The sequence below is a fragment of the Pandoraea sp. E26 genome, assembly GCF_000681415.1.
Taxonomy (GTDB): Bacteria; Pseudomonadota; Gammaproteobacteria; order Burkholderiales; family Burkholderiaceae; genus Pandoraea; species Pandoraea pnomenusa.
In genome coordinates, this window is record NZ_AYXJ01000007.1 from 72,053 (window position 1) to 95,245 (window position 23,193).

18 protein-coding genes, 1 tRNA gene and 1 pseudogene are annotated in these 23,193 nt (G+C 62.8%); 15 read left to right on the plus strand and 5 right to left on the minus strand.

Annotation, left to right across the window (positions count from 1 at the left end):
- Positions 1 to 12: 12 nt before the first annotated feature.
- From W930_RS0104310 to W930_RS29465, 6 genes are all read left to right on the plus strand, one after another.
- Positions 13 to 2,334, plus strand: coding sequence for a DNA translocase FtsK (locus W930_RS0104310; RefSeq protein WP_023873491.1), 2,322 nt, complete (start codon positions 13 to 15; stop codon positions 2,332 to 2,334).
- A gap of 5 nt (positions 2,335 to 2,339) precedes the next feature.
- Complete coding sequence (gene lolA / locus W930_RS0104315) at positions 2,340 to 2,990, plus strand: outer membrane lipoprotein chaperone LolA (protein ID WP_023597080.1); 651 nt, start codon at positions 2,340 to 2,342, stop codon at positions 2,988 to 2,990.
- A gap of 233 nt (positions 2,991 to 3,223) precedes the next feature.
- Positions 3,224 to 4,630, plus strand: a complete 1,407-nt coding sequence (locus tag W930_RS26010) for a replication-associated recombination protein A (RefSeq protein WP_023597079.1) — start codon at positions 3,224 to 3,226, stop codon at positions 4,628 to 4,630.
- Between the two features lie 210 nt (positions 4,631 to 4,840).
- A complete protein-coding gene (gene serS, locus W930_RS0104325) occupies positions 4,841 to 6,145 on the plus strand; it encodes a serine--tRNA ligase (RefSeq protein WP_023597078.1) in 1,305 nt (434 codons plus the stop codon).
- 103 nt (positions 6,146 to 6,248) lie between these two features.
- Positions 6,249 to 6,339, plus strand: a tRNA-Ser gene (locus W930_RS0104330).
- Positions 6,340 to 6,676: 337 nt separating this feature from the next.
- Positions 6,677 to 7,012 (plus strand): lysozyme inhibitor LprI family protein, encoded by a 336-nt coding sequence (locus tag W930_RS29465; RefSeq protein WP_255343974.1) that lies wholly within the window; start codon positions 6,677 to 6,679, stop codon positions 7,010 to 7,012.
- A 187-nt stretch (positions 7,013 to 7,199) separates the two neighbouring features.
- Here W930_RS29465 and W930_RS0104335 read toward each other — a convergent pair whose 3' ends face one another.
- Complete coding sequence (locus W930_RS0104335) at positions 7,200 to 7,850, minus strand: MarR family winged helix-turn-helix transcriptional regulator (protein WP_235195497.1); 651 nt, start codon at positions 7,848 to 7,850, stop codon at positions 7,200 to 7,202.
- A gap of 9 nt (positions 7,851 to 7,859) precedes the next feature.
- Here W930_RS0104335 and W930_RS0104340 point away from each other — a divergent pair, with 9 nt between their 5' ends.
- The 6 genes from W930_RS0104340 (at position 7,860) to W930_RS0104365 (ending at position 14,280) form a co-directional block, all read left to right on the plus strand.
- On the plus strand, positions 7,860 to 8,414 hold the full coding sequence (locus tag W930_RS0104340; protein ID WP_023597076.1) for a flavin reductase family protein: 555 nt from the start codon (positions 7,860 to 7,862) through the stop codon (positions 8,412 to 8,414).
- A gap of 93 nt (positions 8,415 to 8,507) precedes the next feature.
- Entirely contained in the window at positions 8,508 to 9,749 is a 1,242-nt protein-coding gene (locus W930_RS26015; RefSeq protein ID WP_023597075.1) for an acyl-CoA dehydrogenase family protein, read from the plus strand.
- Positions 9,750 to 9,767: 18 nt separating this feature from the next.
- Positions 9,768 to 10,760 (plus strand): amidohydrolase family protein, encoded by a 993-nt coding sequence (locus tag W930_RS0104350; RefSeq protein WP_023597074.1) that lies wholly within the window; start codon positions 9,768 to 9,770, stop codon positions 10,758 to 10,760.
- Positions 10,761 to 10,874: 114 nt separating this feature from the next.
- Positions 10,875 to 12,260 carry an MFS transporter gene (locus tag W930_RS26020; RefSeq protein WP_023597073.1) on the plus strand — a complete coding sequence of 462 codons (1,386 nt, stop codon included), beginning with the start codon at positions 10,875 to 10,877 and terminating at the stop codon, positions 12,258 to 12,260.
- A gap of 2 nt (positions 12,261 to 12,262) precedes the next feature.
- A complete protein-coding gene (locus W930_RS0104360; RefSeq protein WP_051399244.1) occupies positions 12,263 to 13,378 on the plus strand; it encodes a maleylacetate reductase in 1,116 nt (371 codons plus the stop codon).
- An 11-nt stretch (positions 13,379 to 13,389) separates the two neighbouring features.
- Entirely contained in the window at positions 13,390 to 14,280 is an 891-nt protein-coding gene (locus W930_RS0104365) for an intradiol ring-cleavage dioxygenase (RefSeq protein WP_023873497.1), read from the plus strand.
- A gap of 82 nt (positions 14,281 to 14,362) precedes the next feature.
- Here the strand turns inward: W930_RS0104365 and W930_RS26025 are convergent, their stop codons facing one another.
- Complete coding sequence (locus tag W930_RS26025) at positions 14,363 to 15,709, minus strand: bifunctional diguanylate cyclase/phosphodiesterase (RefSeq protein WP_023873498.1); 1,347 nt, start codon at positions 15,707 to 15,709, stop codon at positions 14,363 to 14,365.
- Between the two features lie 514 nt (positions 15,710 to 16,223).
- Between W930_RS26025 and W930_RS0104375 the strand changes: the two genes are divergently transcribed.
- On the plus strand, positions 16,224 to 17,891 hold the full coding sequence (locus tag W930_RS0104375; protein ID WP_023873499.1) for an MFS transporter: 1,668 nt from the start codon (positions 16,224 to 16,226) through the stop codon (positions 17,889 to 17,891).
- Positions 17,892 to 18,016: 125 nt separating this feature from the next.
- Positions 18,017 to 18,721, plus strand: coding sequence for a haloacid dehalogenase type II (locus tag W930_RS0104380; RefSeq protein WP_023873500.1), 705 nt, complete (start codon positions 18,017 to 18,019; stop codon positions 18,719 to 18,721).
- A 396-nt stretch (positions 18,722 to 19,117) separates the two neighbouring features.
- Here W930_RS0104380 and W930_RS0104385 read toward each other — a convergent pair whose 3' ends face one another.
- Entirely contained in the window at positions 19,118 to 19,546 is a 429-nt protein-coding gene (locus tag W930_RS0104385; RefSeq protein ID WP_235195499.1) for a PaaI family thioesterase, read from the minus strand.
- A 2-nt stretch (positions 19,547 to 19,548) separates the two neighbouring features.
- Positions 19,549 to 20,859: a CaiB/BaiF CoA-transferase family protein gene (locus W930_RS0104390; RefSeq protein WP_023873502.1), complete on the minus strand. Its 1,311-nt coding sequence runs from the start codon at positions 20,857 to 20,859 to the stop codon at positions 19,549 to 19,551.
- Positions 20,860 to 20,988: 129 nt separating this feature from the next.
- Between W930_RS0104390 and W930_RS0104395 the strand changes: the two genes are divergently transcribed.
- On the plus strand, positions 20,989 to 21,891 hold the full coding sequence (locus W930_RS0104395) for a LysR family transcriptional regulator (protein ID WP_023597066.1): 903 nt from the start codon (positions 20,989 to 20,991) through the stop codon (positions 21,889 to 21,891).
- 127 nt (positions 21,892 to 22,018) lie between these two features.
- Here the strand turns inward: W930_RS0104395 and W930_RS26030 are convergent.
- Positions 22,019 to 23,172, minus strand: a pseudogene (locus W930_RS26030) (enolase C-terminal domain-like protein).
- Between the last annotated feature and the right edge of the window lie 21 nt (positions 23,173 to 23,193).

The window sequence follows — 23,193 nt, forward strand, 5'->3', positions numbered from 1 at the left end:
CCCCATGGCTTGATGACGACGAAATCTTCTTACTCTGCTGGTGCCGGATCGTCGTTGCCCAATCGGGTGACGCACCTTTTCCATGAAATCCGCTGGATGGCGCAGGTCGCGCTGATGGTGTTCCTGTTGATGGCGTTGTTCTCGTACAGCCGTCTGGACCCCAGCTGGACACATGCGGCGCACGTGGAGCGCATCGCCAACTGGGCGGGGCGCGTGGGCGCGTGGGTGGCCGACATGCTGCTGCTCACCCTCGGCCTGTCCGCCTACTGGCTGGTCGTGTTCATTGCCCGGCGCGTTGTCGCCGGCTACCGGCGAATTTCCGCCCGGCGCGAGGCGCCGCCGCTGCGAGAGCGGCTGGCAAGCGGCGGTTGGGTAGAAATCGTCTCTTCCCTGATGGTGCTGCTCTCCAGCGCCGGCATCGAATCGCTGCGCCTGTACCGCCTCAAGGCCCAATTGCCGCGCGCATCGGGCGGTGTGATCGGCGAGACTGTCGGCGGCTTCTTCCAGCACGCGCTCGGCTTCACGGGCGGCACGCTGGCACTCCTGCTCATCTTCGCCTTCGGGCTGTCGTTGCTGTTCCATTTCTCGTGGCTGTCCGCCGCCGAGAAACTCGGCGCGCTGATTCTCGATACGGGTACGGTGATTCGTCGTCGTCGCGAAGCGCGCCAGGATCGCCGTCTGGGCGAGGAGGCGGCAATGGCGCGCGAAGGCGCCGTCGTGCAGAACCGCGTGCGCGCCGAAGTGCACGAGCCGGTGCAGATCGTGCCGCCGGTCAAGGTCGTGCCCAAGAGCGAGCGCGTGGAGAAGGAGAAGCAGGCGCCGTTGTTTGCCGATCTGCCCGATTCGATCCTGCCGCCGCTCGCGCTGCTCGATGCCGCACCGGCCGCGCAGGAGACGGTGTCCGCCGAGACCCTGGAGTTCACCTCGCGCCTGATCGAGAAGAAGCTCAAGGACTTCGGCGTGGAGGTGAGCGTTGTGGCGGCCTATCCGGGGCCGGTCATCACGCGCTACGAAATCGAGCCGGCCACGGGGGTGAAGGGCAGTCAGATCGTGAACCTCGCGAAGGATCTGGCGCGCTCGCTCTCGTTGGTGTCGATCCGCGTGGTGGAGACCATTCCGGGCAAGAATTTCATGGGGCTGGAGCTGCCGAATCCACGCCGCCAGACCGTGCGTCTGACGGAGATTCTGGGTTCCGAGATCTACAACGACTCATCGTCGCTGCTGACGCTGGCGCTCGGCAAGGACATCGGCGGCAAGCCGGTCGTGGCCGATCTGGCCAAGATGCCTCACCTGCTCGTGGCCGGCACCACTGGTTCCGGCAAGTCGGTGGGGATCAACGCCATGATCCTGTCGCTGCTCTACAAGGCGACGGCCGAGCAGGTGCGCCTGATCCTGATCGATCCGAAGATGCTCGAAATGAGCATGTACGAAGGCATCCAGCATCTGTTGTGTCCGGTGGTCACCGACATGCGCCAGGCTGGCCATGCGCTGAACTGGGTCGTCGCGGAAATGGAGCGTCGCTACAAGCTCATGAGTAAGCTCGGCGTGCGCAACCTGGCCGGGTACAACAACAAGATCGACGACGCCACCAAGCGCGAAGAACATATTCCCAATCCCTTCTCGCTCACGCCGGAGGCGCCGGAGCCGTTGCAGCGTCTGCCGTATATCGTCGTGGTGATCGACGAGCTGGCGGACCTGATGATGGTTGTCGGCAAGAAGGTCGAAGAGTTGATCGCGCGTATCGCGCAAAAGGCGCGGGCGGCGGGCATTCACCTGATTCTGGCCACGCAGCGACCCTCGGTCGACGTGATCACCGGGTTGATCAAGGCGAACGTGCCGACGCGCGTGGCGTTCCAGGTGTCCTCCAAGATCGACTCGCGCACCATTCTCGACCAGCAGGGGGCCGAAACGCTGCTGGGCATGGGCGACATGCTCTACATGCCGCCCGGTACCGGCTTGCCGCTGCGCGTGCATGGCGCGTTCGTGGCCGACGACGAGGTGCATCGCGTGGTCGAACGGCTCAGGGAGCAGGGCGAGGCGAACTACGTCGAAGGCATTCTGGACGGCGCCGCGGAAGGTGAGGACGGTGGCGTGGACGGGGCGGGCGGCGGAACCGGCGAGGGGGGCGGCGAGTCCGATCCCCTGTACGACCAGGCCGTGGCCGTGGTGCTCAAGCAGCGCCGGGCATCGATCTCGCTGGTGCAGCGGCATCTGCGTATCGGCTACAACCGCGCGGCGCGCCTGCTCGAACAGATGGAACAGTCCGGCGTCGTGTCGGCGATGGCGAGCAACGGCAACCGGGAGATCCTGGTGCCGAATCGCGAAGGAGAATGACAAACATGCTGGGATTCAAACGAGGCCTGCCGATCGTGGTCGGTGCCGTGGGCGTGACATTGGCGGCGTGGGTTGCTCCCGCTTTTGCGAGCGGCACGGCGCAACTCAAGGCGTTTGCCGCGCAGGTGAAGTCGGCGCGAGGCGAGTTCGAGCAGAAGCAGGTCAAGGGGCAGCAGGACGGCACGATGAAAGTGACGAATGCGGCATCGGGCACCTTCGAATTCTCTCGCCCGGGGCGCTTCGTCTGGCGTTACGTGAAGCCGTATGAGCAGCTGCTTCAGGCAGACGGCGAGACGCTTTACATCTACGACAAGGACCTGAACCAGGTGACCGAGCGCAAGCTGGGCGCGTCGCTGGGGGCTAGTCCGGCCGCCATTCTGTTCGGCAGCAACGACATCGAGAAAAGCTTTTCGCTCAAGGATGCCGGCGTGAAGAATGGCATCGACTGGGTCGAGCTCAAGCCCAAGGCCCAGGACACGCAGTTCCAGCGCGTTGGCATCGGGTTTCGCGATGGCAATCTGGCCGCGATGGAACTGTACGATGCGTTCGGCAACGTGACCCTGCTGACCTTCGACAAGATTCAGAAAAATCCGCCGATGCCTGCGGACCACTTCAAGTTCACCATGCCCAAGGGTGCCGACCTGATCAAGGGTTGAGCCGGTGCCGGGCGCGGCTGCGTCCACACGGCGCGTGTCCGGGCACGCCTAAGCCTGTCCATGAGTTGCCGCGGATGTCTGGGCGAGGCGGGCGGATCGGCGCCGGCCGGTGACCCTTCGTCGGCCGGCATATCGCGGGGCTTGCCGGCGGCGCGCTGGCCGGGCTGGCATAATGGGCACATCCGATTATCCGAATGCGGCCGGGGACATCCCCGGCCGCGCCGCTTGAGAACATGCCACACGACGCCCCGCTGTCGGCCTCGGTACCTCTGGCCGAGCGCCTGCGCCCCCATACCATCGACGACGTGATTGGCCAGCGCCACCTGCTGGGCAAGGGCAAGCCGTTGCGCGTGGCATTCGAGGCGGGGCGTCCTCACTCGATGATCCTGTGGGGGCCGCCGGGCGTCGGCAAGACCACGCTCGCGCGCCTGATGGCCGACGCCTTCAAGGCCTACTTCATTTCGCTATCGGCGGTGCTCTCGGGGGTGAAGGATATTCGCGACGCCGTCGAGGCGGCGCAGATCCAGCGGGCGCAGGGCAAGCAGACGGTCGTGTTCGTCGACGAGGTGCACCGCTTCAACAAGGCACAGCAGGACGCATTCCTGCCACACGTGGAATCGGGGTTGTTCATCTTTGTAGGCGCCACCACGGAGAATCCGTCGTTCGAAGTGAACGGTGCATTGCTCTCGCGGGCGGCCGTGTATGTGCTCAAGAGTCTGAACGACGAAGAGCTCGGCGAGATGGTCACGCGCGCGGCGCGCGAGCTGGGCGACATCGGCTTTACCGACGAGGCGCGTCAGGGCCTGATCGACTCGGCCGATGGCGACGGCCGCAAGTTGCTCAACAATGTGGAGATCGTCGCGCAGGCGGCAATGTCGCAGGGTCTGGAGACGATCGACGAGACGTTGCTGGCCAGCGTGCTTGCCGAGAATCTGCGTCGTTTCGACAAGGGGGGCGATGCGTTCTACGACCAGATCAGCGCCTTGCACAAGTCGGTGCGCGGCAGCTCGCCGGACGGCGCGCTGTACTGGTTCTGCCGCATGCTCGACGGCGGCGCCGACCCGCGCTATCTGGCGCGGCGTATCGTGCGCATGGCGTGGGAGGACATTGGCCTGGCCGATCCGCGCGCGGCGCGCATCGCGCTCGACGCGGCAGAGACATACGAGCGCCTTGGGACGCCCGAAGGGGAGCTTGCGCTCGCGCAGGCCATTCTCTATCTCGCGGCCGCGCCGAAGTCCAACGCCGGTTACAACGCCTACAATCAGGCGCGGGCGTTCGTCGGCAAGGACAAGTCGCGCGCGGTGCCGATCCATCTGCGCAACGCGCCGACCAGGCTGATGAAGGAACTCGGCTATGGCCACGAGTACCGTTACGCGCACGACGAGCCCGATGGTTACGCTGCCGGAGAGACTTATTTTCCCGACGATATGCGCGCGCAACAGTGGTATCGTCCGGTGCCGCGCGGACTCGAGGGCAAGATCGGCGAGAAGCTCAATTGGCTGAAGTCGCTCGATGCCGAATGGCGGCGCACGCATGCCAGGGGGAAGACGTCCGGCGTGCCGGCGAAGGCGTCCGCGCCGGACAATGCGACTTCCGGCAAGACGCCGCCTGCCGAGGCGTCCGACGACGAGTCCGCCTGAGGTCGCACGGCGACCGGTAGCCTGTGCGGCGCGGCGACATCCTTCAGATCGAAGCACATCACAGCGAATCCGCCAAATGGCGTCATCGCGGTGTGCGTTTGGTAAAATCTCGGCTTTGCTGCCACCGCCGGTGCCGGGAAGGTGCCGGGGTGGCCACCACGAATTTCATGGCCCACAAGTGTGTGGGCCGCTAACGACAGACGACCCACCATGCTCGACATTCAACTTCTTCGCAAGGATCTCGACGGCGTAGCCGCGCGACTCAAGGCGCGCGGCTATACGCTGGACGTGGCGGCGTTCGCTGCGCTCGAGGCAGAGCGCAAGCAGATTCAGACGCAAACCGAGGAACTGCAGGCTCGCCGCAATGCGCTCTCGAAGCAGGTCGGCATGAAGAAGGGCAAGGGCGAGGACGCGTCGGCCGAGATCGCCGAAGTTGGTGGCATTGCCGACAAGCTCAAGGCGTCGTCGGAGCGGCTGGAAGAGATCCAGGCGCGTCTGTCGGAACTGTTGCTGGGCGTGCCGAACTTGCCGCACGAGAGCGTGCCTGTCGGTTCGGACGAGTCGCAGAACGTGGAAGTGCGTCGCTGGGGCACGCCGCGTCAATTCGACTTCACGCCGCGCGATCACGTTGACCTCGGTGCTGCGCTCGGGTTGGATTTCGATGCGGCGGCGAAGCTCGCCGGTGCGCGATTCTCGGTGATGAAGGGGGGCATTGCCCGTCTGCACCGGGCGCTCGCACAGTTCATGATCGACACGCACACCTCGGAGCACGGGTATACGGAAACGTATGTGCCGTACATCGTGAATGCGGCGTCGATGCGTGGCACGGGGCAATTGCCGAAGTTCGAGGATGACCTGTTCAAGGTGCCGCGCAAGGTAGGTGGCGACGAGGGCGAGCGCATCGAGAACTTCTATTTGATTCCGACGGCGGAAGTGTCGCTGACGAATCTGGTGCGCGACGAACTGCTGGCCAACGATGCGCTGCCGATGCGCATGGTGGCGCACACGCCGTGCTTCCGTTCGGAAGCGGGCAGCTACGGGAAGGACACGCGCGGCATGATTCGCCAGCATCAGTTCGACAAGGTCGAGCTGGTGCATGTGGTGCGTCCGGAGGAGTCGTACGACACCTTGGAGATGCTGGTTGGGCATGCCGAGGCGATTCTGAAGAAGTTGGAGCTGCCGTTCCGTACGATCGTGCTGTGCACGGGCGACATGGGCTTCGGTTCGGCGAAGACGTACGACATGGAAGTATGGATTCCGGCACAGAACACGTACCGCGAGATCTCGTCGTGTTCGAACATGGAGAGCTTCCAGGCGCGCCGGATGCAGGCGCGGTTCCGCAATGCGCAGGGCAAGCCGGAGTTGGTGCACACGCTGAACGGTTCGGGCCTGGCGGTGGGGCGCGCGCTCGTCGCGGTGCTGGAGAACTACCAGAATGCCGATGGTTCGATCACGGTGCCGGACGTGCTGCGCCCATACATGGGCGGCATCGAACGCCTCGTGCCGGCGAAGTAAAAAAATCCGCAAAAAGGGGTTGGCAGAAAAAGAAATTCGGCTATAATCTCTTTCTCGCTGCTTGAGGCCACTCAGGCAGCGAACCAAAGCAGGAAGAATGCTTGGAGAGGTGGCAGAGTGGTCGAATGCGCCGGACTCGAAATCCGGTATACGGTTATACCGTATCGTGGGTTCGAATCCCACCCTCTCCGCCAAGCACACAATCAGGCCCTTGAATCTCAAGGGCCTTTTTGTTTTGTGCGTCAGCGACTTACAAAATGACTACCCAGGTGCTGACCGCGCTATCTCACTGAATTCGTGCCTTCCACGATCATTTGTTAGTGCGGATCATCTTCAGAGCTTGGGACAGGATGTGATCCTTGTCTTCGTCCCGAACCCGATGATAGCAGCGCGATTGCTTCCCGGATCACTGAGGCGTCTACCCAGCCGGCCGACACAACGCTAATCCATTCAACAAACAACAAACTGGCCTCTAACGAGCGAATCGTCACTTCGCAGCTTTCGTCGCCCGCGGAGCCGCCGCAAGCGCGCTTGGAACGGCAAGGCGTAGTCAGGCCGACACGAACATTTATTACGAGCTTTGATTGCACGCGTGCCGCTTCCGATGATGAGACGGCGGTCTGTTCGGACCCCGGGCTGGCAGCCATGGACGTTGAGCTTGGGCGGCTTTATGGCGATGCACAAATGTCGGCGAGAGATCCCGCGTCACTCCGGCAATCTCAATTGGAATGGCTTGCGTCTCGCCGCGCATGCGGTGGCGAGCTTATCTGTTTGCGACGCAAATACGGTGAACGAATTGGTCAGTTCAATGGATCCATGGGTGTTGCGCCGCTAGTATCCACTGCCCCGGTGATTGAGAAGCCGTAATCGGAGTAATACCAAAGCAACATCCTTGTCAAACGACTGACTTCTTGATCCGCTCTGGATTCCTGTACCAAACCCAGAGCGAGTTTTTCGGCGTATCGGGTCAGGTCGGCCCGGGTAAAAGCACCAATTGTCGGACGAATTCAGCCGGCGCCAGCTTCATGAGAGCTGAGTAAGCGACCCCCTCCGATCACTTCCTGCGAGATGTCTTGCCAGGCTTCTCGCGCGCCGTGGGCTCCGGTAATTCGTCCTCGATGATGTCGAGCACGTTGTAAATATCCGTCAGCGTTTTCTTCAGGGCTTCGATCGCCGATCGGGAGAGCTGACTGGTGGCTACATCTTCATAGTGCTTCGCAATCGGCATCAGTGATTCCAGCAGCGTCGCCCCTTCATTCGTCAGGTGGATCGCCACCGTGCGCGCATTGCCTTCCAACCGGCTACGCGACACGAGATTCATCTTCTCCATCGTGCCGATCAGGCGCGAGAGCGTGGAGAGTTCCACGGTCGTCATCACGCACAAATCTCCGAGACGTTGCCCCGGCACCTCCGACAGCGCTGCCATGACTCGGTACATGGGAAGGGTAACGCCATACGGCTCGATGCGACGTGAGAACAGTTCCCCCATCCGTACACCGACCCGGTTCAGCAGGTAAGGGAACGAGTTGGTCAGCTTGTGCATGTTCGACGGCTCATCTTTTTGATTGACGAATTCTATCAGCGCAACAATTTCGTTTGCATTATTTGTTGTTGCAACATTTGCAAATGAAAGTATAGTCACCCCAAGAGAGCGCGTACGACGCTCGCCTGCCGCCTGAAATCGCTCGGGCCAGAATGGAGACACGAGATGGCAATGTCCGCATTACCTGATCCCACCGATCCCACCGATCCCACTGTTGCCGCGGCCTTTCGGGCGACGCTGCGCCGCATGGCCTCCACCGTGACCATCGTCACCGCCAGCGATGGCGAGCGCAGGCATGGCATGACCATGACCGCCGTCACGTCGCTTTCGCTCGATCCTCCCTCGCTGCTGATCTGCGTGAATCGCTCGACACTGCTGCACGAGATCCTGATGGGCGCGCGGCACTTCTGCGTCAACGTGCTGCGGCACGATCAGGCCGACGTGTCGACCGCCTTCAGCGGCGCCGCGTCGCCGGAAACGCGATTCTTCGTCGGACGTTGGGGAACGCATCCGCTTGGCGTCGACTACCTCGACACGGCGCAATCCAACGTCTTTTGCCGCAGATCCGCGGCATTGCCCTACGGCACTCACACGATTTTCATCGGCGCTGTCGAGGACGTTCGCGCAGGCGAGCTTCGTGACGTCTCGTCGGCTCGCGACGATGGCAGCCATCGCGAACAGGGCGACGATCGACCGCTGCTGTATTGCAATGCGGCGTACTGCTGACCGTCGCGCCATTCACGAACGCAACGTGTTCGTCGGCACACGCACTCCCGGCGGGCGCGCTTCATCCAACAGGTAAAGAGGAGGTCAATCATCATGGTGGAAGCACAAGACATCGAGGTGGCATGCGTCGCCGGGGCAGTCGACGATTCGAATGCAGGAACGGCGGCAATGCGGGCGAACCTTTATGCCCTGGGGGGCGAAATTCGCGCGCGCGCCGCGCAAGTCGAGACCGAGCGCCGCGTGCCGATGTCGTCGATCGAGGCGCTTCGGGGCATCGGCTATTTCGATATCGTCAAACCGAAGGCGTTCGGCGGCAGCGAGCAGGATTTCGCCACGTTGGTCGATCTCAATATCGATCTGGCGAAGTGGTGTGCATCGACGGCGTGGGTGGCCGGCTTGCTGGCCGCGCACCAATGGCTGGTCGGATCCTTCCCGGAGCAGGCGCAACGTGACGTCTGGGGGCAAACCCCGGATGCGCTCGTGTGCGGCTCCTACGCGCCGGCATGCCATGCCGAAGCCGTCGATGGCGGCTATCGCCTCAGTGGGCGATGGAGTTTCGCGAGCGGTTGCGATTGCGCCCAGTGGTCGCTGTGCGCCGCGATCCTGCCGCCCCAGGGCACGCGCGAAATGCCGGCGCCGGCCTTCCTGCTCGTGCCCGAGTCCGACTATGTCATCGACGATACCTGGCATGTCGTCGGCCTCGCGGGCACAGGCAGCAAGACATTGGTACTGGATAACGTTTTCGTACCGGCGCATCGTGTGCTGTTCTTCTCCGAGACCACTTCGGGGCTGACGCCGGGCGCGAAACTGTACCCGCACAAGCGCGATTACGCGCTGCCGATGCTCTCGATGATCCCGTCGTGTCTCGCCTCGGTATCGGTGGGGGCCGCCCTGGGCGCCCTGGAAGACTATCTGGAGCGCACCAGCCGACGCGTGACGCGCGGTGCGGTGGCGGGTGGGCATAACCGCATGGCCGAGTTCGCGACGATTCAGCTGCGGGTGGCTGAAGCCTCCGCCAGCGCCGATGCCGCAAGGATGATCCTCTTGTCCGACCTGCGAGAACGCCAGAACACCGTGCGCAGCGGCGAGAGCATATCGGTGGAGGAGCGCATCCACAGTCGACGCGGGCAAGCCTTCGCGGTGTCGCTGGCGATTCGTGCCACCGAGGCACTCAACGCGTCGACGGGCGGTCAGGGACTCGACCTGTCGCACCCGGTGCAACGTGCGTGGCGCGACGCCAACGCGGTCGGCCGGCACATCAGCATGAACTGGGACACCGTGGGCACGATGTACGGACAAATGGCGCTTGGGCTCGATCCCAAGGGGCAGTACTGATTACCGAAGGAGCACGACATGACATTCAAGGCAACGCGCAAGATCGCACTCGAAGAACATTTCGCGATAGAGGAGACCGTGCAGGATTCGGCGGGCTTCGTGCCGCAATCCTACTGGCCCGAACTCAAGCATCGTCTGCTCGACATCCAGCAGCGACGCATCGACGAGATGGATCGAAATGCCATCGACCTGATGATCCTCTCCCTGAACGCACCGACGGTTCAGGCCATCCCGAACGCGAAGGCGGCATACGAACTGACGCGTCGGGCGAACGATTTCCTGGCGGAGCAAGTGGCGCGGCGACCGGATCGCTTTCGCGGCTTTGCCGCGCTCCCGATGCAAGACCCCGACCTGGCAGCGCGTGAGTTGGAGCGTTGCGTCAATGAACTCGGATTCGTCGGCGCGCTGGTGAACGGGTTCACTCAGGTCGAAGGGGGCAACGGCCTGCTCTATTACGACCTGCCTCAGTTTCGCCCGTTCTGGGGCACCGTGCAGGCGCTCGACGTGCCGTTCTATCTGCACCCACGAAATCCGCTGCCTTCGCAGGCACCGATCTACGACGGGCACCCCTGGTTGCTCGGTCCGACCTGGGCGTTCGGTCAGGAAACGGCCGTGCACGCGCTGCGTCTGATGGGGTCGGGGCTATTCGACGAGTACCCCGACCTGAAGATCATCCTGGGGCATCTGGGCGAGGGACTCCCGTACAGCATGTGGCGTGTCGACAATCGCAACGCGTGGGTGACCACGCCGCCGAACTATCCGGCGAAAAAGCGCATCGCGGAATATTTTCACGCTAACTTCTGGCTCACCACGTCGGGCAACTTCCGCACGCAGACGCTCGTCGACGCGATGCTGGAAATCGGTTCCGACCGCATTCTGTTCTCTGCCGACTGGCCGTTCGAGAACATCGACCATGCGGCAAACTGGCTCGAAGCCGCATCGATCAGCGACAACGACCGGATAAAGATCGGCCGCGGCAATGCCGCGAAGTTGTTCAGGCTCGATAACTGAATCCGTGAAATGCCGGCACGCTGCCACGGCGCCGCCGGCGTCGTGCGGCGGGCCATCGCGACGGGGCAAATCCAATCATAAGCCGCCGCGCACATCCACGATGGAGTGAGACACATGCACGCACGATTCATCGATGTACACGCCGAGCTGTCCGACGCACCTGTCGGGCGCACTCACGTCAGGCTAGGAATACTCCTTGCGCTTCTGACGCTCTTCGACGGCTATGACACATTCAATCCCGCCTACGTCATTCATTATGTGCAAGGCCCCTGGAACCTGTCGCTCGAACAGGTGGGCATGCTGATTTCGAGTGGACTGGTCGGCTTTCTGATCGGGGCAGCCGTGCACGGTGCCATTGCCGACCGGATCGGCAGGCGCACCACGCTGATCGCCGGATTGTGGATCACAACGATCTTTTCCATACTCACCGCGGCGGCCGCCGATTCATTCGCATCGTTCTGCACGCTGCGTGTGCTGACCGGCCTGGGGCTGGGCGTGCTGCTGCCGCTGTCGACGACCTACATCAACGAGCTGGCGCCGATACGCGTGGCCAACAAGTTTGCGCTCTGGGGCGTGGCGCTGGGCTGGGCCGCGGGCGGCGCGGCTGCCGGGCTTGTCGGTGTATTCGTCACGCCGCATACCGGATGGCAGGGGCTTTACTGGATCGGATCGTGCTCGCTGTTCCTGCTGCCATTCCTGCATCGCTACCTGCCCGAATCGCCCAAATTCGCGCTGTTGCGCGGCCGTCACGACGAGGTCAAGGCGATTCTGACGAAACTGCGCCCCGAGCGCGCCGACGTGTACCGCGATCGGCAGATCCTGCCGCCCCCGCCCGTGCCGACGACCTCCGTGCTTGCGCTGCTGACAAGACCCTATCGGCAACTGTCCATTGCGATCTGGGCGACGAGCTTCCTCAGCCTGTTCTGCATCTTCGGACTCTCGGGCTGGATTCCCACGCTCATGCAGGCGCGCGGCGAGAGCTTCGGCGCGAGCTTTGGCTTCGGTGCCTTGATGCAAATCATGTCGTTCATCGGCGGGCTGGTTTGCGGCCATCTGGTCGATCTGACGGGGCGCGCACGCGGGTGGCTTTGCGCCTGGTCGCTCGGTGGCGCCATCGCGGTCCTCTCGCTGGTATTCTTCCACCAGCATTGGATCAATCTGGTCTGCAGCGCGATGGCCGGCTTTTGCATCATCGGCGGCCAGTTCGTGCTCAATAATTTCACGGCGGCATCGTACGAGACCGAGATGCGCGCCACGGCCGTGGGCATGGAGCTGGCGGTCGGCCGTCTTGGCGCCATTCTCGGGCCGTTCATTGGCGGCACGCTCCAGCAGGTATTCGGCGGGCACGAGATCATGCTCGTGGCCATCGCGTTGGCAGCGACCGGCGCGGCGGTGTGCGTGTTGTTCGCCCGTCGCACGACATCCGGACAGTCGGGGGTCTATGCGGGCAGGACAGACGATCCCACGACGGTAGCTACCGGCGTAACTCCGGGAGGATGACCATGACGTATCAAGCCGGACCAGGTGGTTTTTCGACGATCTCGCCATTCACCTACGAGGCATTGCCGACACGGGTGCTATTCGGCTCGGGCACCCGCGCCCAGGTTGCCGCCGAAGCCGCGCGCCTCGATCTGTCGCGCGTGCTGGTTCTGCATGGACCGCCGCATGCTGGCGTCGCGCGGCAATGCGAGTCCGAGCTTGGCGCGCGGTATGCCGGCACGTTCGACGGCGCCCGGATGCACACGCCAGTCGAAGTGACGGAGATCGCGCTCGAACAGGTGGCGAAGCAGAGGATCGACGGCATACTTGCGATCGGTGGTGGCTCCACGACGGGGCTCGCCAAGGCAATCGCGTTGCGCACGGATTTGCCGCAGATCGTGCTACCCACGACCTACGCGGGCTCCGAGATGACGCCGATCCTTGGTGAGACCCGCGACGGCCTGAAGACGACGCTGCGCAGCCTGAAAGTGCTGCCCGAGACCGTGATCTACGACATCGACCTGACGATGGACTTGCCGGCAGCGCTCTCCGGTGTGAGCGGCATGAACGCCATGGCGCATGCGGTCGAGGCGCTCTACGCGCGCGATGCGAATCCGATCGTCCAGGCGCTGGCGTTGCAAAGCGTGCGGGCGCTCGCCAGAGCGCTGCCCGTCATCAGCGAGCAGCCGTTGCATCGGGAAGCACGCGGCGATGCCCTCTATGGTGCGTGGCTCGCGGGCATCTGTCTGGGGACTGTCGGCATGGCGCTGCATCACAAGCTCTGTCACACGCTCGGAGGCACGTTCGGCCTGCCGCACGCCGAAACCCACGCGGTGATCCTGCCGCATGCGCTGGCGTACAACGCGCCGGCGATACCCGAGGTCATGCGGCAGCTATGCGAGGCCTTGGACGTGACGCATGACGCACCGGCTGCGTTGCACGCGATCAACCGGAAAATCGGGGCGCCGGCGGGATTGTCGGCGCTCGGCATGGCCTCCGACGGCATCTCGAGGGCGGTCGAACTCGCGCTCGCCAATCCCTATTGGAATCCACGCGCACTGGCGCGCGATGAACTCATGCAACTTATTACCGATGCCTGGCGAGGCGATGCTCCGCGAAGCTACCCTGGCACCGATTGAAGGAGATGACGATGGCGAATCCGAATCACACACGCTTCCCGCTGTTCAGCGAAGCCCGATCCGCCGAGACGGTAAACGCCCGTATCGGGGCCGATGTCGATGCCCGAACGCGCGAGATTGCCGAGGCCGTGGTTCGGCATCTGCATGCGGCCGTCAAGGAAATCGAGCCGACGCATGAGGAATGGCTCGCCGCGATCCGGTTTCTGACCGAGACGGGGCAAATGTGCACCGACTGGCGGCAGGAATTCATCCTGCTCTCCGACATTCTCGGCGTCTCGATGCTGGTCGATGCGATCAATCACAGGCGCCCCGGCCGAGCCACGGAGAACACGATTCTCGGCCCGTTCTTCGTCGACGGCGTGCCGGCATTGGCCAACGGCGCGGATATCTGTCTCGATGGCAAGGGGGAGCCGCTCGTTGTCATGGCCCGCGTCGTCGACATCGACGGCACGCCGATCGGGGGGGCCACGGTCGATGTCTGGCAGACCAATGACGATGGCTTCTACGATGTCCAGCAAAAAGGCATACAGCCCGAGGGGAATCTGCGCGGCAAGTTCATCAGCGGCGCAGACGGCCACTTCTGGTTCCGCACGGTCAAGCCGCGTTTTTATCCGATTCCGGACGACGGTCCCGTCGGCAAGTTGCTGGCCACGCTGGGACGTCACCCGAACCGCGCCGCGCATATCCACTTCATCGTTCAGGCGCCGGGCTACGACGACGTCATCACGCACCTCTTCTCGCCCGATTGCCAGTATCTGGATCAGGACACGGTCTTCGGCGTGAAGGAAAGTCTCGTCGCAAACTTCGAACGCATCGACGACGAAGCGGCCGCCAAGGCATTCGGCGTCGCCAATCCGTTCTGGCGGGTCGATCAGGATTTCGTGATGGCGGCCAGGCCGTAACGCCGGATACGGGACACGCCCGATGCGTTAGCACCGACTCGGAAGCGTCCGCCAGCGCGAACGTGAATGCCACGGCCGCTTCTCAGGCGAAGTTCGCCTCGAACTGTTCGAGCGTCTGTGGCCGACCAAACAGGTAGCCCTGGAATTGCGCGCAGCCCATCTCGATGAGCATGGTCTTCTGGGACTCGTCCTCAACCCCTTCGGCCAGCGCCGTCATCCGCATCACGCGGGCTATCTCCAGGATCTTTGCCAGGAGCTGCCTTCCCGACTCGCTCCTGGTGGCATCGTGGACGAAATGCTTGTCGATCTTGATCTTGGCGAGTGTGAGCGAGCGCAAGACCGACAGGGACGAGAAGCCGGTTCCGAAATCATCCAGGGCCCATTCGACCCCGAGGTAGCGAATGTTCTCCATGGTCGACCGAACCGCGCCAAGGTCGCTTGCCAGTGCGGATTCCGTCAGTTCCAGCATCAGACGTCGCGGGCGGGCGCCTGTCTGCGCCAGGATATCGGCAACCACGGTGCTGAAATCTCCGCTGGAAAGCTGAATGGAGCTGACATTCACCGAGAGCCTGACTTGGGACAATTGCGGATCACTTTCCCACTTCTTGAGCTGTCGGCACGATTCCGCCAGCACCCAGTTTCCCAGCTCGCCGATGAGTCCGCTTTCCTCTGCCAGGGGAATGAACTTCTCGGGCGTCAGCAGGCCCCGTTCGGGGTGTTGCCAGCGCACCAGCGCCTCTGCGCCAAATATCCGTCCTTGTGCATCCACCTGGGGTTGGTAATGGACCCGGAGCTGGTTTCTGGAAATTGCGATCCCCAGGTCCCGGACCAGAGGAATCCTGGAGATCAGATCCTTGCGGTAGATGTCCAGGATGATCCCGAGCAGCACAATGGAAGTCACCACGTTTATGGCGCCCCCAATCTCCCGGACGGAGGGCGGCGGGCTCAATGCTGCATCGACCCCGCTGGGGCCCGTGAACGCGAACCATCCGAATGCCATCAGGCACAGCACCGGGAAGCCGTTGCCCATGTAGCGGCGGCCCGCCTCGAACACGAACGAGGACCCGACGGCCAGTGGCAGGAAGAAAAGATGCACTGTCCTTGGGACATCCGCGGTCGGAGAGTCGATCAGCGCGATCAGTGCCACGATCATGAACAGCCCGTGGGCGATCACCGGCGCAGGCCGGAGATTTGTCCGCCTGACCATTTGCAAGCAAGCGATGCCTATGGCTGACAAGCTGGCAAACAACATGGCGAGATCGAATCTCCCCATGAAGGCGTAATAGATGCACCAGGCGCAACCCAGCAAGAAGCAGTTGAAGCCGCTGACCAGAACGATCCGGAAGACCTTCGCCGCCTTGTCACTCCCAGGAAACTTGCGTATCAGCCACCCATCCCGCCTTGGCGGAGTCGCTTTGTCATATTTCATTTTCCCGGTATCCACGACGATACAGACAGAGTCAGAATGCCCGTCCGGGCATCCAGTAGTTGTTCATCCACGCTCGCGCTTCCAACACTGATCCAGGCCGCGATCCGGTTCCATCAAGGTCAACAACGGTAGCGACATTTTTTCGAGGTCCATGGATCGCCGGGGCACGTCGCTAGCCTGTGCGCAGAGCAAAGTCGATCTGGCGAACGTACCATAACGCGGTGCTTCCTCGCGCCCCAATGCGCGCAGGGCCTCGCAAGCCGCGGCGTTGGCCCGCGTGCAAAGTTCCGTCTTCAGTCACCGTACCTCCACGCGCTGACCCCGTTGCGCCCGCCGCGCGACGTCACACATTCACATCGCAAATACATCGATACATATTATCGATTTTAAAAATAAATTCGCGAGACATATCGTTGGCATACCGGCGTCAGGGTGCGCGTCGACGCGTCGGCGCCGGTAAAGCGCCGGTAAAGCGCCGACACCCTCGTCGGCGTCACGAGGAGATGGATGAGACATGACGCAAAACAATATAGCTTCGTCGCCACTGGGCGCGATCGATGCCGACGAGAGAAAAATCATATTCGCCGCCTCTCTGGGGGCGGTGTTCGAGTGGTACGACTTCTTTCTGTACGGCGCACTTGCCGCCATCATTGCGGCGCAGTACTTCAGTAGCCTGAATCACACGGCGGCATTCGTATTTGCGTTGCTCACCTTCGCGGCGGGCTTCATCGTGCGGCCGATCGGGGCGCTGATCTTTGGGCGGCTGGGCGATCTCGTGGGGCGCAAGCACACATTCCTGCTCACGATCCTGATCATGGGGGTCTCCACGCTGCTGGTTGGCGTGCTCCCCGGGTATCAGACGTTGGGCGTGGCGGCGCCTGTCATTCTGGTACTGCTGCGCATGCTGCAGGGCCTGGCACTCGGCGGCGAGTACGGCGCCGCGGCGACTTACGTGGCGGAGCATGCGCCCAATGACAAGCGCGGCGGTTGGACCGCGTGGATTCAGACGACCTCGACAATCGGGTTGCTGTTGTCGCTCGTGGTCATCATCGCCGTGCGGGCGCTGTGCGGCAAGTCGTTTGACGTATGGGGCTGGCGTATTCCGTTCCTGTTCTCCGGCGTGCTGTTGGCCATATCCGTTTACGTGCGCGTTTCGATGCGCGAGTCGCCTGCGTTCCAGAAGATCAAGGCAGAGGGACGCACGTCCCGCGCGCCGCTGACCGAAGCCTTCGGGCAGTGGAGGAACCTCAAGCTGGTACTGCAGGCCCTGTTTGGCCTTCTCGCCGGACAAGCCGTGGTTTGGTTCACCGCGCTGTTCTATTCGATGTTCTTTCTCACGCAGACGCTTAAGCTCGACACCGGCACGACCCATCTGCTGGTGGGCATCGCGCTGGTGATCAGCTCGCCGCTTTACATCTTCTTCGGCCGATTGTCGGACCGCATCGGCCGCAAGCCGGTCATTCTCTGTGGGCTTTTCCTCGCGGCCGCGACGCTGTTTCCGATTTTCCACGGGCTTACGCACTTCGCTAACCCCGCACTGGCTCGTGCGCAGCAGACGTCGCCCGTCGTGATCGTAAGCGACCCGGCCGACTGTTCGTTCCAGTTCAACCCGACGGGCACCGCGACCTTCGACAACGCGTGCGACGTGGCAAGGCGGGTGCTGGCGACCCACGCCGCGAGCTACGCGACGATCCCGGCACCTGCCGGATCGAAGACCCTCATCAGAGTCGGGACCACCGAGATCCCGGCGCCGTCGTTGCACGGGCTGCCGTCGGCGCAGGCTAAAGCGACCGAACAGGCGTTCCGCGTGGCGACCGGAAAGGCGCTGTCGATCGCGGGCTATCCGGCGAGCGCCGACCCCGAAGACGTCAACCAGCCCATGATCCTGATCCTGCTGATCGTGCTGATGGCCTATGGCGCCATGACGCTGGGGCCGATTGCCGCGATCCTCGTCGAAATGTTCCCGACACGCATTCGCTACTCGGCGATGTCGCTGCCCTATCACATCGGCAACGGCTACTTTGGCGGCCTCTTGCCCACGGTTTGCTTTGCGCTGGTCGCGCAACGCGGCGATATTTACTTCGGCCTGTGGTACCCCGTGGTCGTGGCCGGCGTATCCGGCGTCATTGGACTGCTGTTCATCAAGGAACCGACTCGCGACCAGATGTACGGAAATGATTAATTATTGAATTCATGAATAATGAAATGATAACAATCCATTTCATAAATAAATAAGCGCCGTTTAAATTGCCTGGGTGGCGGGTTCACGGTGAATTCGCAACACTCAATTCAAGAGGAGGCCATGAAATGGCAGACGTGGAGCAGCTGAAGAAGGAAATCAAGGTCGTGATGTTTGATCAGTACGGCACGGTCGTGGATATGCAGGGTGGTCTGACGCAGGTTGCGACGCCGTTCCTGCGCGACAAGGGCTGGAACGGCAACCCGAGTTCGTTCGTGACCTGGTGGCGCCGCACGCACTTCGAGAACTCGATGATCGACGCGCTGCTGCACAAGTCACACACGCCGTATCGGGAGATCGGTCATCGTGCGGTGTCGTACACGCTCGAGCGGGCGGGGATTTCGTTCACGCGTGAAGAAGTCGAGTACCTGGTGTCCTGCATCGAGCGGTTAAGGCCGTTCCCGGACGTGCCCGAAGCGCTGGCACGCCTGCAAACGAAGTACAAGATCGTCGTGCTTTCCAACGGCGACCGCGACATGCTGGAGACTGCGAAACAGTACCACCAGATCCCGTTCGACAACGTGATCTCGGTGGCAGAGGCCAATTCGTTCAAGCCGCATGTGGCGACGTACACGAAAGCCGCGGAGATCATGGGCGTTCGCATGGATGAGGTGCTTTTCGTCGCCAACCATGCGTTCGACTGCCTGGGTGCGAAGTCGGCTGGCATGCGCAGCGCATTCATCGATCGCCGCAAGCGCCCGTTCGGCGGTACGCCGCATCAACCCGACATCTGGGTTGACGACATGAAGTCGCTCGCCGACGTGATGGTATGACGCCCGACGGCGTAATGAGGTGCTGGTAGTCGTCGGCTTGTGGTTGATCGGTGGCTGTCAGACGTTCGTTGTCTGGCATCCACCCGGTGCGGCAACTTGCACGGGGGCATGGCGTGTATGCGCCATGCCTTTTTTGCAGGATGTGACGCACGTTATGTCTGCCCGTGGGAGGGCTCGAAGATCGTCTGTCGCGGGGACTGATGCGCGGCCAGCGCGGCGCTAAATGGCGTCAGCCCTGTCCGCGACCGGGCGATCGACCATACGGCCGTCGATCATCGTGCCACGTGCGATTTGCAGTTGTATCGAATGCTGGGGAGGCGTACCAACTCCGCAGCGGGCTGGTGCGCCAAGGGACCCCAAAGCATCTCAAAGCCTCCCGACGCGCCTTAAAGCACCTTAAAGCACCTTCCAGGTCGATGTCGCGCTGGCCAGCAGCTTGCCGTCGGCACCGCGCAGTTCTGACTGAAGGAAGCATATCTGGCGTCCCTTGCTGGTGAAGCGGCTCGTGGCGATCACCTGACCTTCGCGGATCGCCCGGGTGTACTGAATGTTCATTGCAAGCGTGGCGCCCGCGCCGACCTCGTGTCTCAGCAGATGCCCCATGGAGATATCGAGCAACGTGGCGCTCACGCCGCCGTGCAGGGAGCCCTGCGGATTGAACATGAAGTCCCGCACTATCATGCTGACGGCGCATGCCTGATCAGCGTAAGTGACGCTCATTCCGTACAGCTTCAACAGGAAAAACGTGTCGAAATCCTGTCGATAGCTGTGCAGCGCGGCCTCAAAGGCGCTTCGCGCCTGGGCTTCGTCGATTCGCTTGTCCATGCCTAGTCCTGTGCGGCGTGTGTCGCGAGGTCGCGCACCGTGCCGCTCGCGCTCAGCGAATCGATGGCGTCCTCCGACAGTCCGAGCACCGAGCGAAGAATCTCGCGCGTGTGTTGACCCAGCAGGGGCGGCGCCAGGGATGGGCGAAGCGCTTCGCCATCGAGCCGTACCGGTGTCGTGATGTTCTTCACCTCGCCCGCCACGGGATGCTGCATGGAGACGATCATGCCGCGCTGCGTCAGCTGTGGCGCTTCGCACACTTCGCCCACCGTGCGGATCAGACCGCATGGCACGCCTGCCGCGCCCAGCGTGTCTACCCAATGGCGTCGCGTGTTGCGCCGCAGAATGTCGGTCACCAACGGCTTGAGGGCCTGACGATGCTGCACGCGCAACGGTGCCGTGACGAAGCGTTCGTCGTCGAACAGCGCCTTTGCTCCGGTGACATCGCAGAACAGACGCCAGAACTTGTCGTTGGCGACCCCGAGATTGAGCCAGCCGTCCGAGGCTTCGAAGGTCTCGTAGGGACTGATGGTCGGATGTTCGTTCCCCCGGCGGCTCGGGGATTGCCCCGTCGCGAAGTAGATGCCGGCGTTGAACGTCAGCAGCGAGGCGAGGGCATCGAGCATGGAGACTTCCACGTGGCGCGCCACGCCGGTCTGCGTGCGCTCGTAAAGCGCGGAAAGAATACCCTGAGCGGCGAACAGTCCGGCGATCATGTCAGCAATGGAGGTGCCGACCTTGGTGGGTTGGCCGTCCGGCTCGCCGGTGATGTCCATCACCCCTGCCTCGCCCTGAACGATCAGGTCATAGCCGGGGCGCTGGGCGTCCGGCCCCTGGGATCCGAAGCCGGAAATCGAGCAGTAGATGAGCTGCGGGTTGTGTTGGCGCAGCGTCTGCGGGTCGAGGCCAAGCCGTTGCATCGTGCCGGGCCGGAAGTTCTCGATCACGACATCGGCGCTTTTCACCAGACTGAGCAGCAGCGCGCGACCGGCCTCGTGCTTCAGGTCGATGGCGCAACTGCGTTTATTGCGGTTGACGCAGAGGAAGTACGCACTCTCGCCTTCGACGAACGGCGGCCCGAACGCGCGGCTGTCGTCACCACGCGTCGGCTCCTCGATCTTGATGACTTCGGCGCCAAGGTCGCCCAGGTGCATGGTCGCGAACGGGCCCGACACCACGCGCGTCAGATCGAGGACGCGAATGCCATCGAGCGGACGCGCCGGCGCATGTCCTGCGCTGTCGTCATCCGCACGAGAGGCTTGAGAGGCACGAGCGGCATGAGCGGCGATCGGGTCGGCAAGGCGTTGATCCATGGTTCGTCTCCATTTTTCGCGAATCTCACGGCAGTCTAGCGAGGCCCAAATTATTTGATAAATGGATTTTTGGTATGAAAACATTCATGTAGGATATCGAGCGCGGCCCTCTAGGGAAAAGGATTCGAAATGAATTTGCGCTCTGTCGATTTGAACCTGCTCGTCATCTTCGATGCGCTCATGCGTGAGCGGCACGTCACGCGTGCGGCGTTGCGCATTCCGATGAGTCAGCCTGCCATGAGCAATGCGCTGGCGCGGCTGCGCCATGTATTCCGGGACGAGCTGTTCATCCGCTCCGGCGGCACGATGGAACCTACGCCGCGCGCCATCGAGCTGGGAGATTCGGTCCGACAGATTCTTCGTCAGACGGAACGGCTGATGTCGAGCGACGTGAACTTCGAACCGGCGACGGCGCAGCGCGAGTTCACGGCGCGCATGTCGGATCTGGTGGGCTGTCTGGTGTTGCCGCAGATACTCTCGGCCATCGCCGAATCGGCGCCGGGCATCACGCTCGACATCCTGCACATGTCGCCGGAGCGCACGATCAAGGCCTTGGAAAGCGACGAACTGGACTTCGGCCTGAGCATGCAGCTTCAGCACGCCTCCACGATTCGCCGGCAGCCGCTGTTCATGGACCGGATGGTGTGCGTGATGCGCGCGGATCATCCGCTGGCCGGCGGCAAGCTCACGATGAAGCGCTTTCTCGATGCCGAGCATCTGCGCGTGGCGATGAGTCCCACCGACATTCGCTTCGTTGACAACGTACTCGCCGATCAGGGGTTCGCACGCAAGGTCGTCGCGAAAGTCCCGCACTGGCTTCTCATTCCGCCGATCCTCCAGGAAAGCCATCTGATCGCGGTCATCTCCGGTAAGCTGGCGGCGCGCTTTTCGTCGGAGTCGATTGCCGTGCGGCCGCTGCCGTTTCCGTCGGAACCCTTTTCGTGGGACATCTACTGGCATCGACGTAACGACAACAGCACCTCGCACAAATGGATGCGCGAACTGGTCGTCGAGGTCTGTTCCGCCATCTGATCGCGCGACAGCGCCGCTACGCATCAGGGGCGATCATGCGCAAGGCGAGCGATTGAAACTGTTGCGTTGTCCGTGGGGGGCTGAGTGGGTAAGCTCTGACGCCGACCGGCTCGTGCCGGGCAGGCCGTCAGTCCAGCAGGCGACGAAAGGCCTGGCGTGTCGCGTCGTGCAGTTCGAACCCGATGCCTGGGGCCTGAGGCAGATCGATGCGGCCGTCCGTGATCGTCAGGGCGGAAGGCATCGCCTGGAACGGCGCAAAGGCAAGCGGATTGATTTCCGCGCCGCCGAGATGCAGTCCTGCCACCACATGCAGCCCGAACAAGTGACCACCGTGGGGCCAGAACGCCTCGCGCGGCCAGCCACGTTCGGTCATCTCCGCCACGATCTCGCAGTAATGCGTGAGCCCGTAGCAATGGGTCGGGTCGAACAGCAGGATGTCGCGGTGCCTGCGCAAACCGCCATGCGCGTCGAGCAACCGCGCCTCTGCGCGGGAGAAGAGCGCTTCGCCAGCAGCGATAGGGGGGGCATAACTTGTCGCGACGCACGAGAGCGTTTCGAAGTCCAGCGGATCGCAGATGTCCTCGAACCATAACAATCCCAGCGGGGCGAGCGCGTGCGCGGCTTCGCGTGCGGCGTCCGGGCCGTAGCGGTTCATCGCATCGACGGCGAGGCATGACGGGCCTGAGAGTCGTGCCAAAGCGGTGTCGATGCGCACCAGATCCTGGTCGAGATCGTCGCCGATCTTGATCTTCGCAAGTGTGAATCCGAGATCGACGAAGTGGCGGATCTCGTCGGACAGGCGCCGGATATCGTCCTGCGGATAGCGATACCCGCCCCCCGCATAGACGCGCACGCGTGACAGCGGCGTGCGTGTACCCCGGTGTTCGGAAAGATGCCGGTACAAAGGCCGATCCGCGATTTTCGCCGCCGCGTCCCAGACCGCCATGTCGAGCGCGCCGACGGCTACGCAACGCTCGCCGTGCCCGCCGGGTTTCTCGCCGTGCATCATCGCCGTCCAGGCACGCTGCGGATCGAGCGTGTCACCCGTATCGCCGGCGAGTGTGTCGGCGGCGATGAGCCTGGGGCGAAACGCTCCCGGATCAGACCGCCTTGCCCGAAGCGTCCGATGGACGCGAAGCCAAATCCGACGACCGGCTTCCCGGAGCGGATGACGTCGGTGACGACGGCGACCAGACTGGTGGTCAATCCCCCCGACGCGATGGCGCTGTCGGCATAACGGGAAATCGGGATCGTGAGCTCCCGGACATCGACAATCCGCAAGATATTCTCCTGATCGTCCGG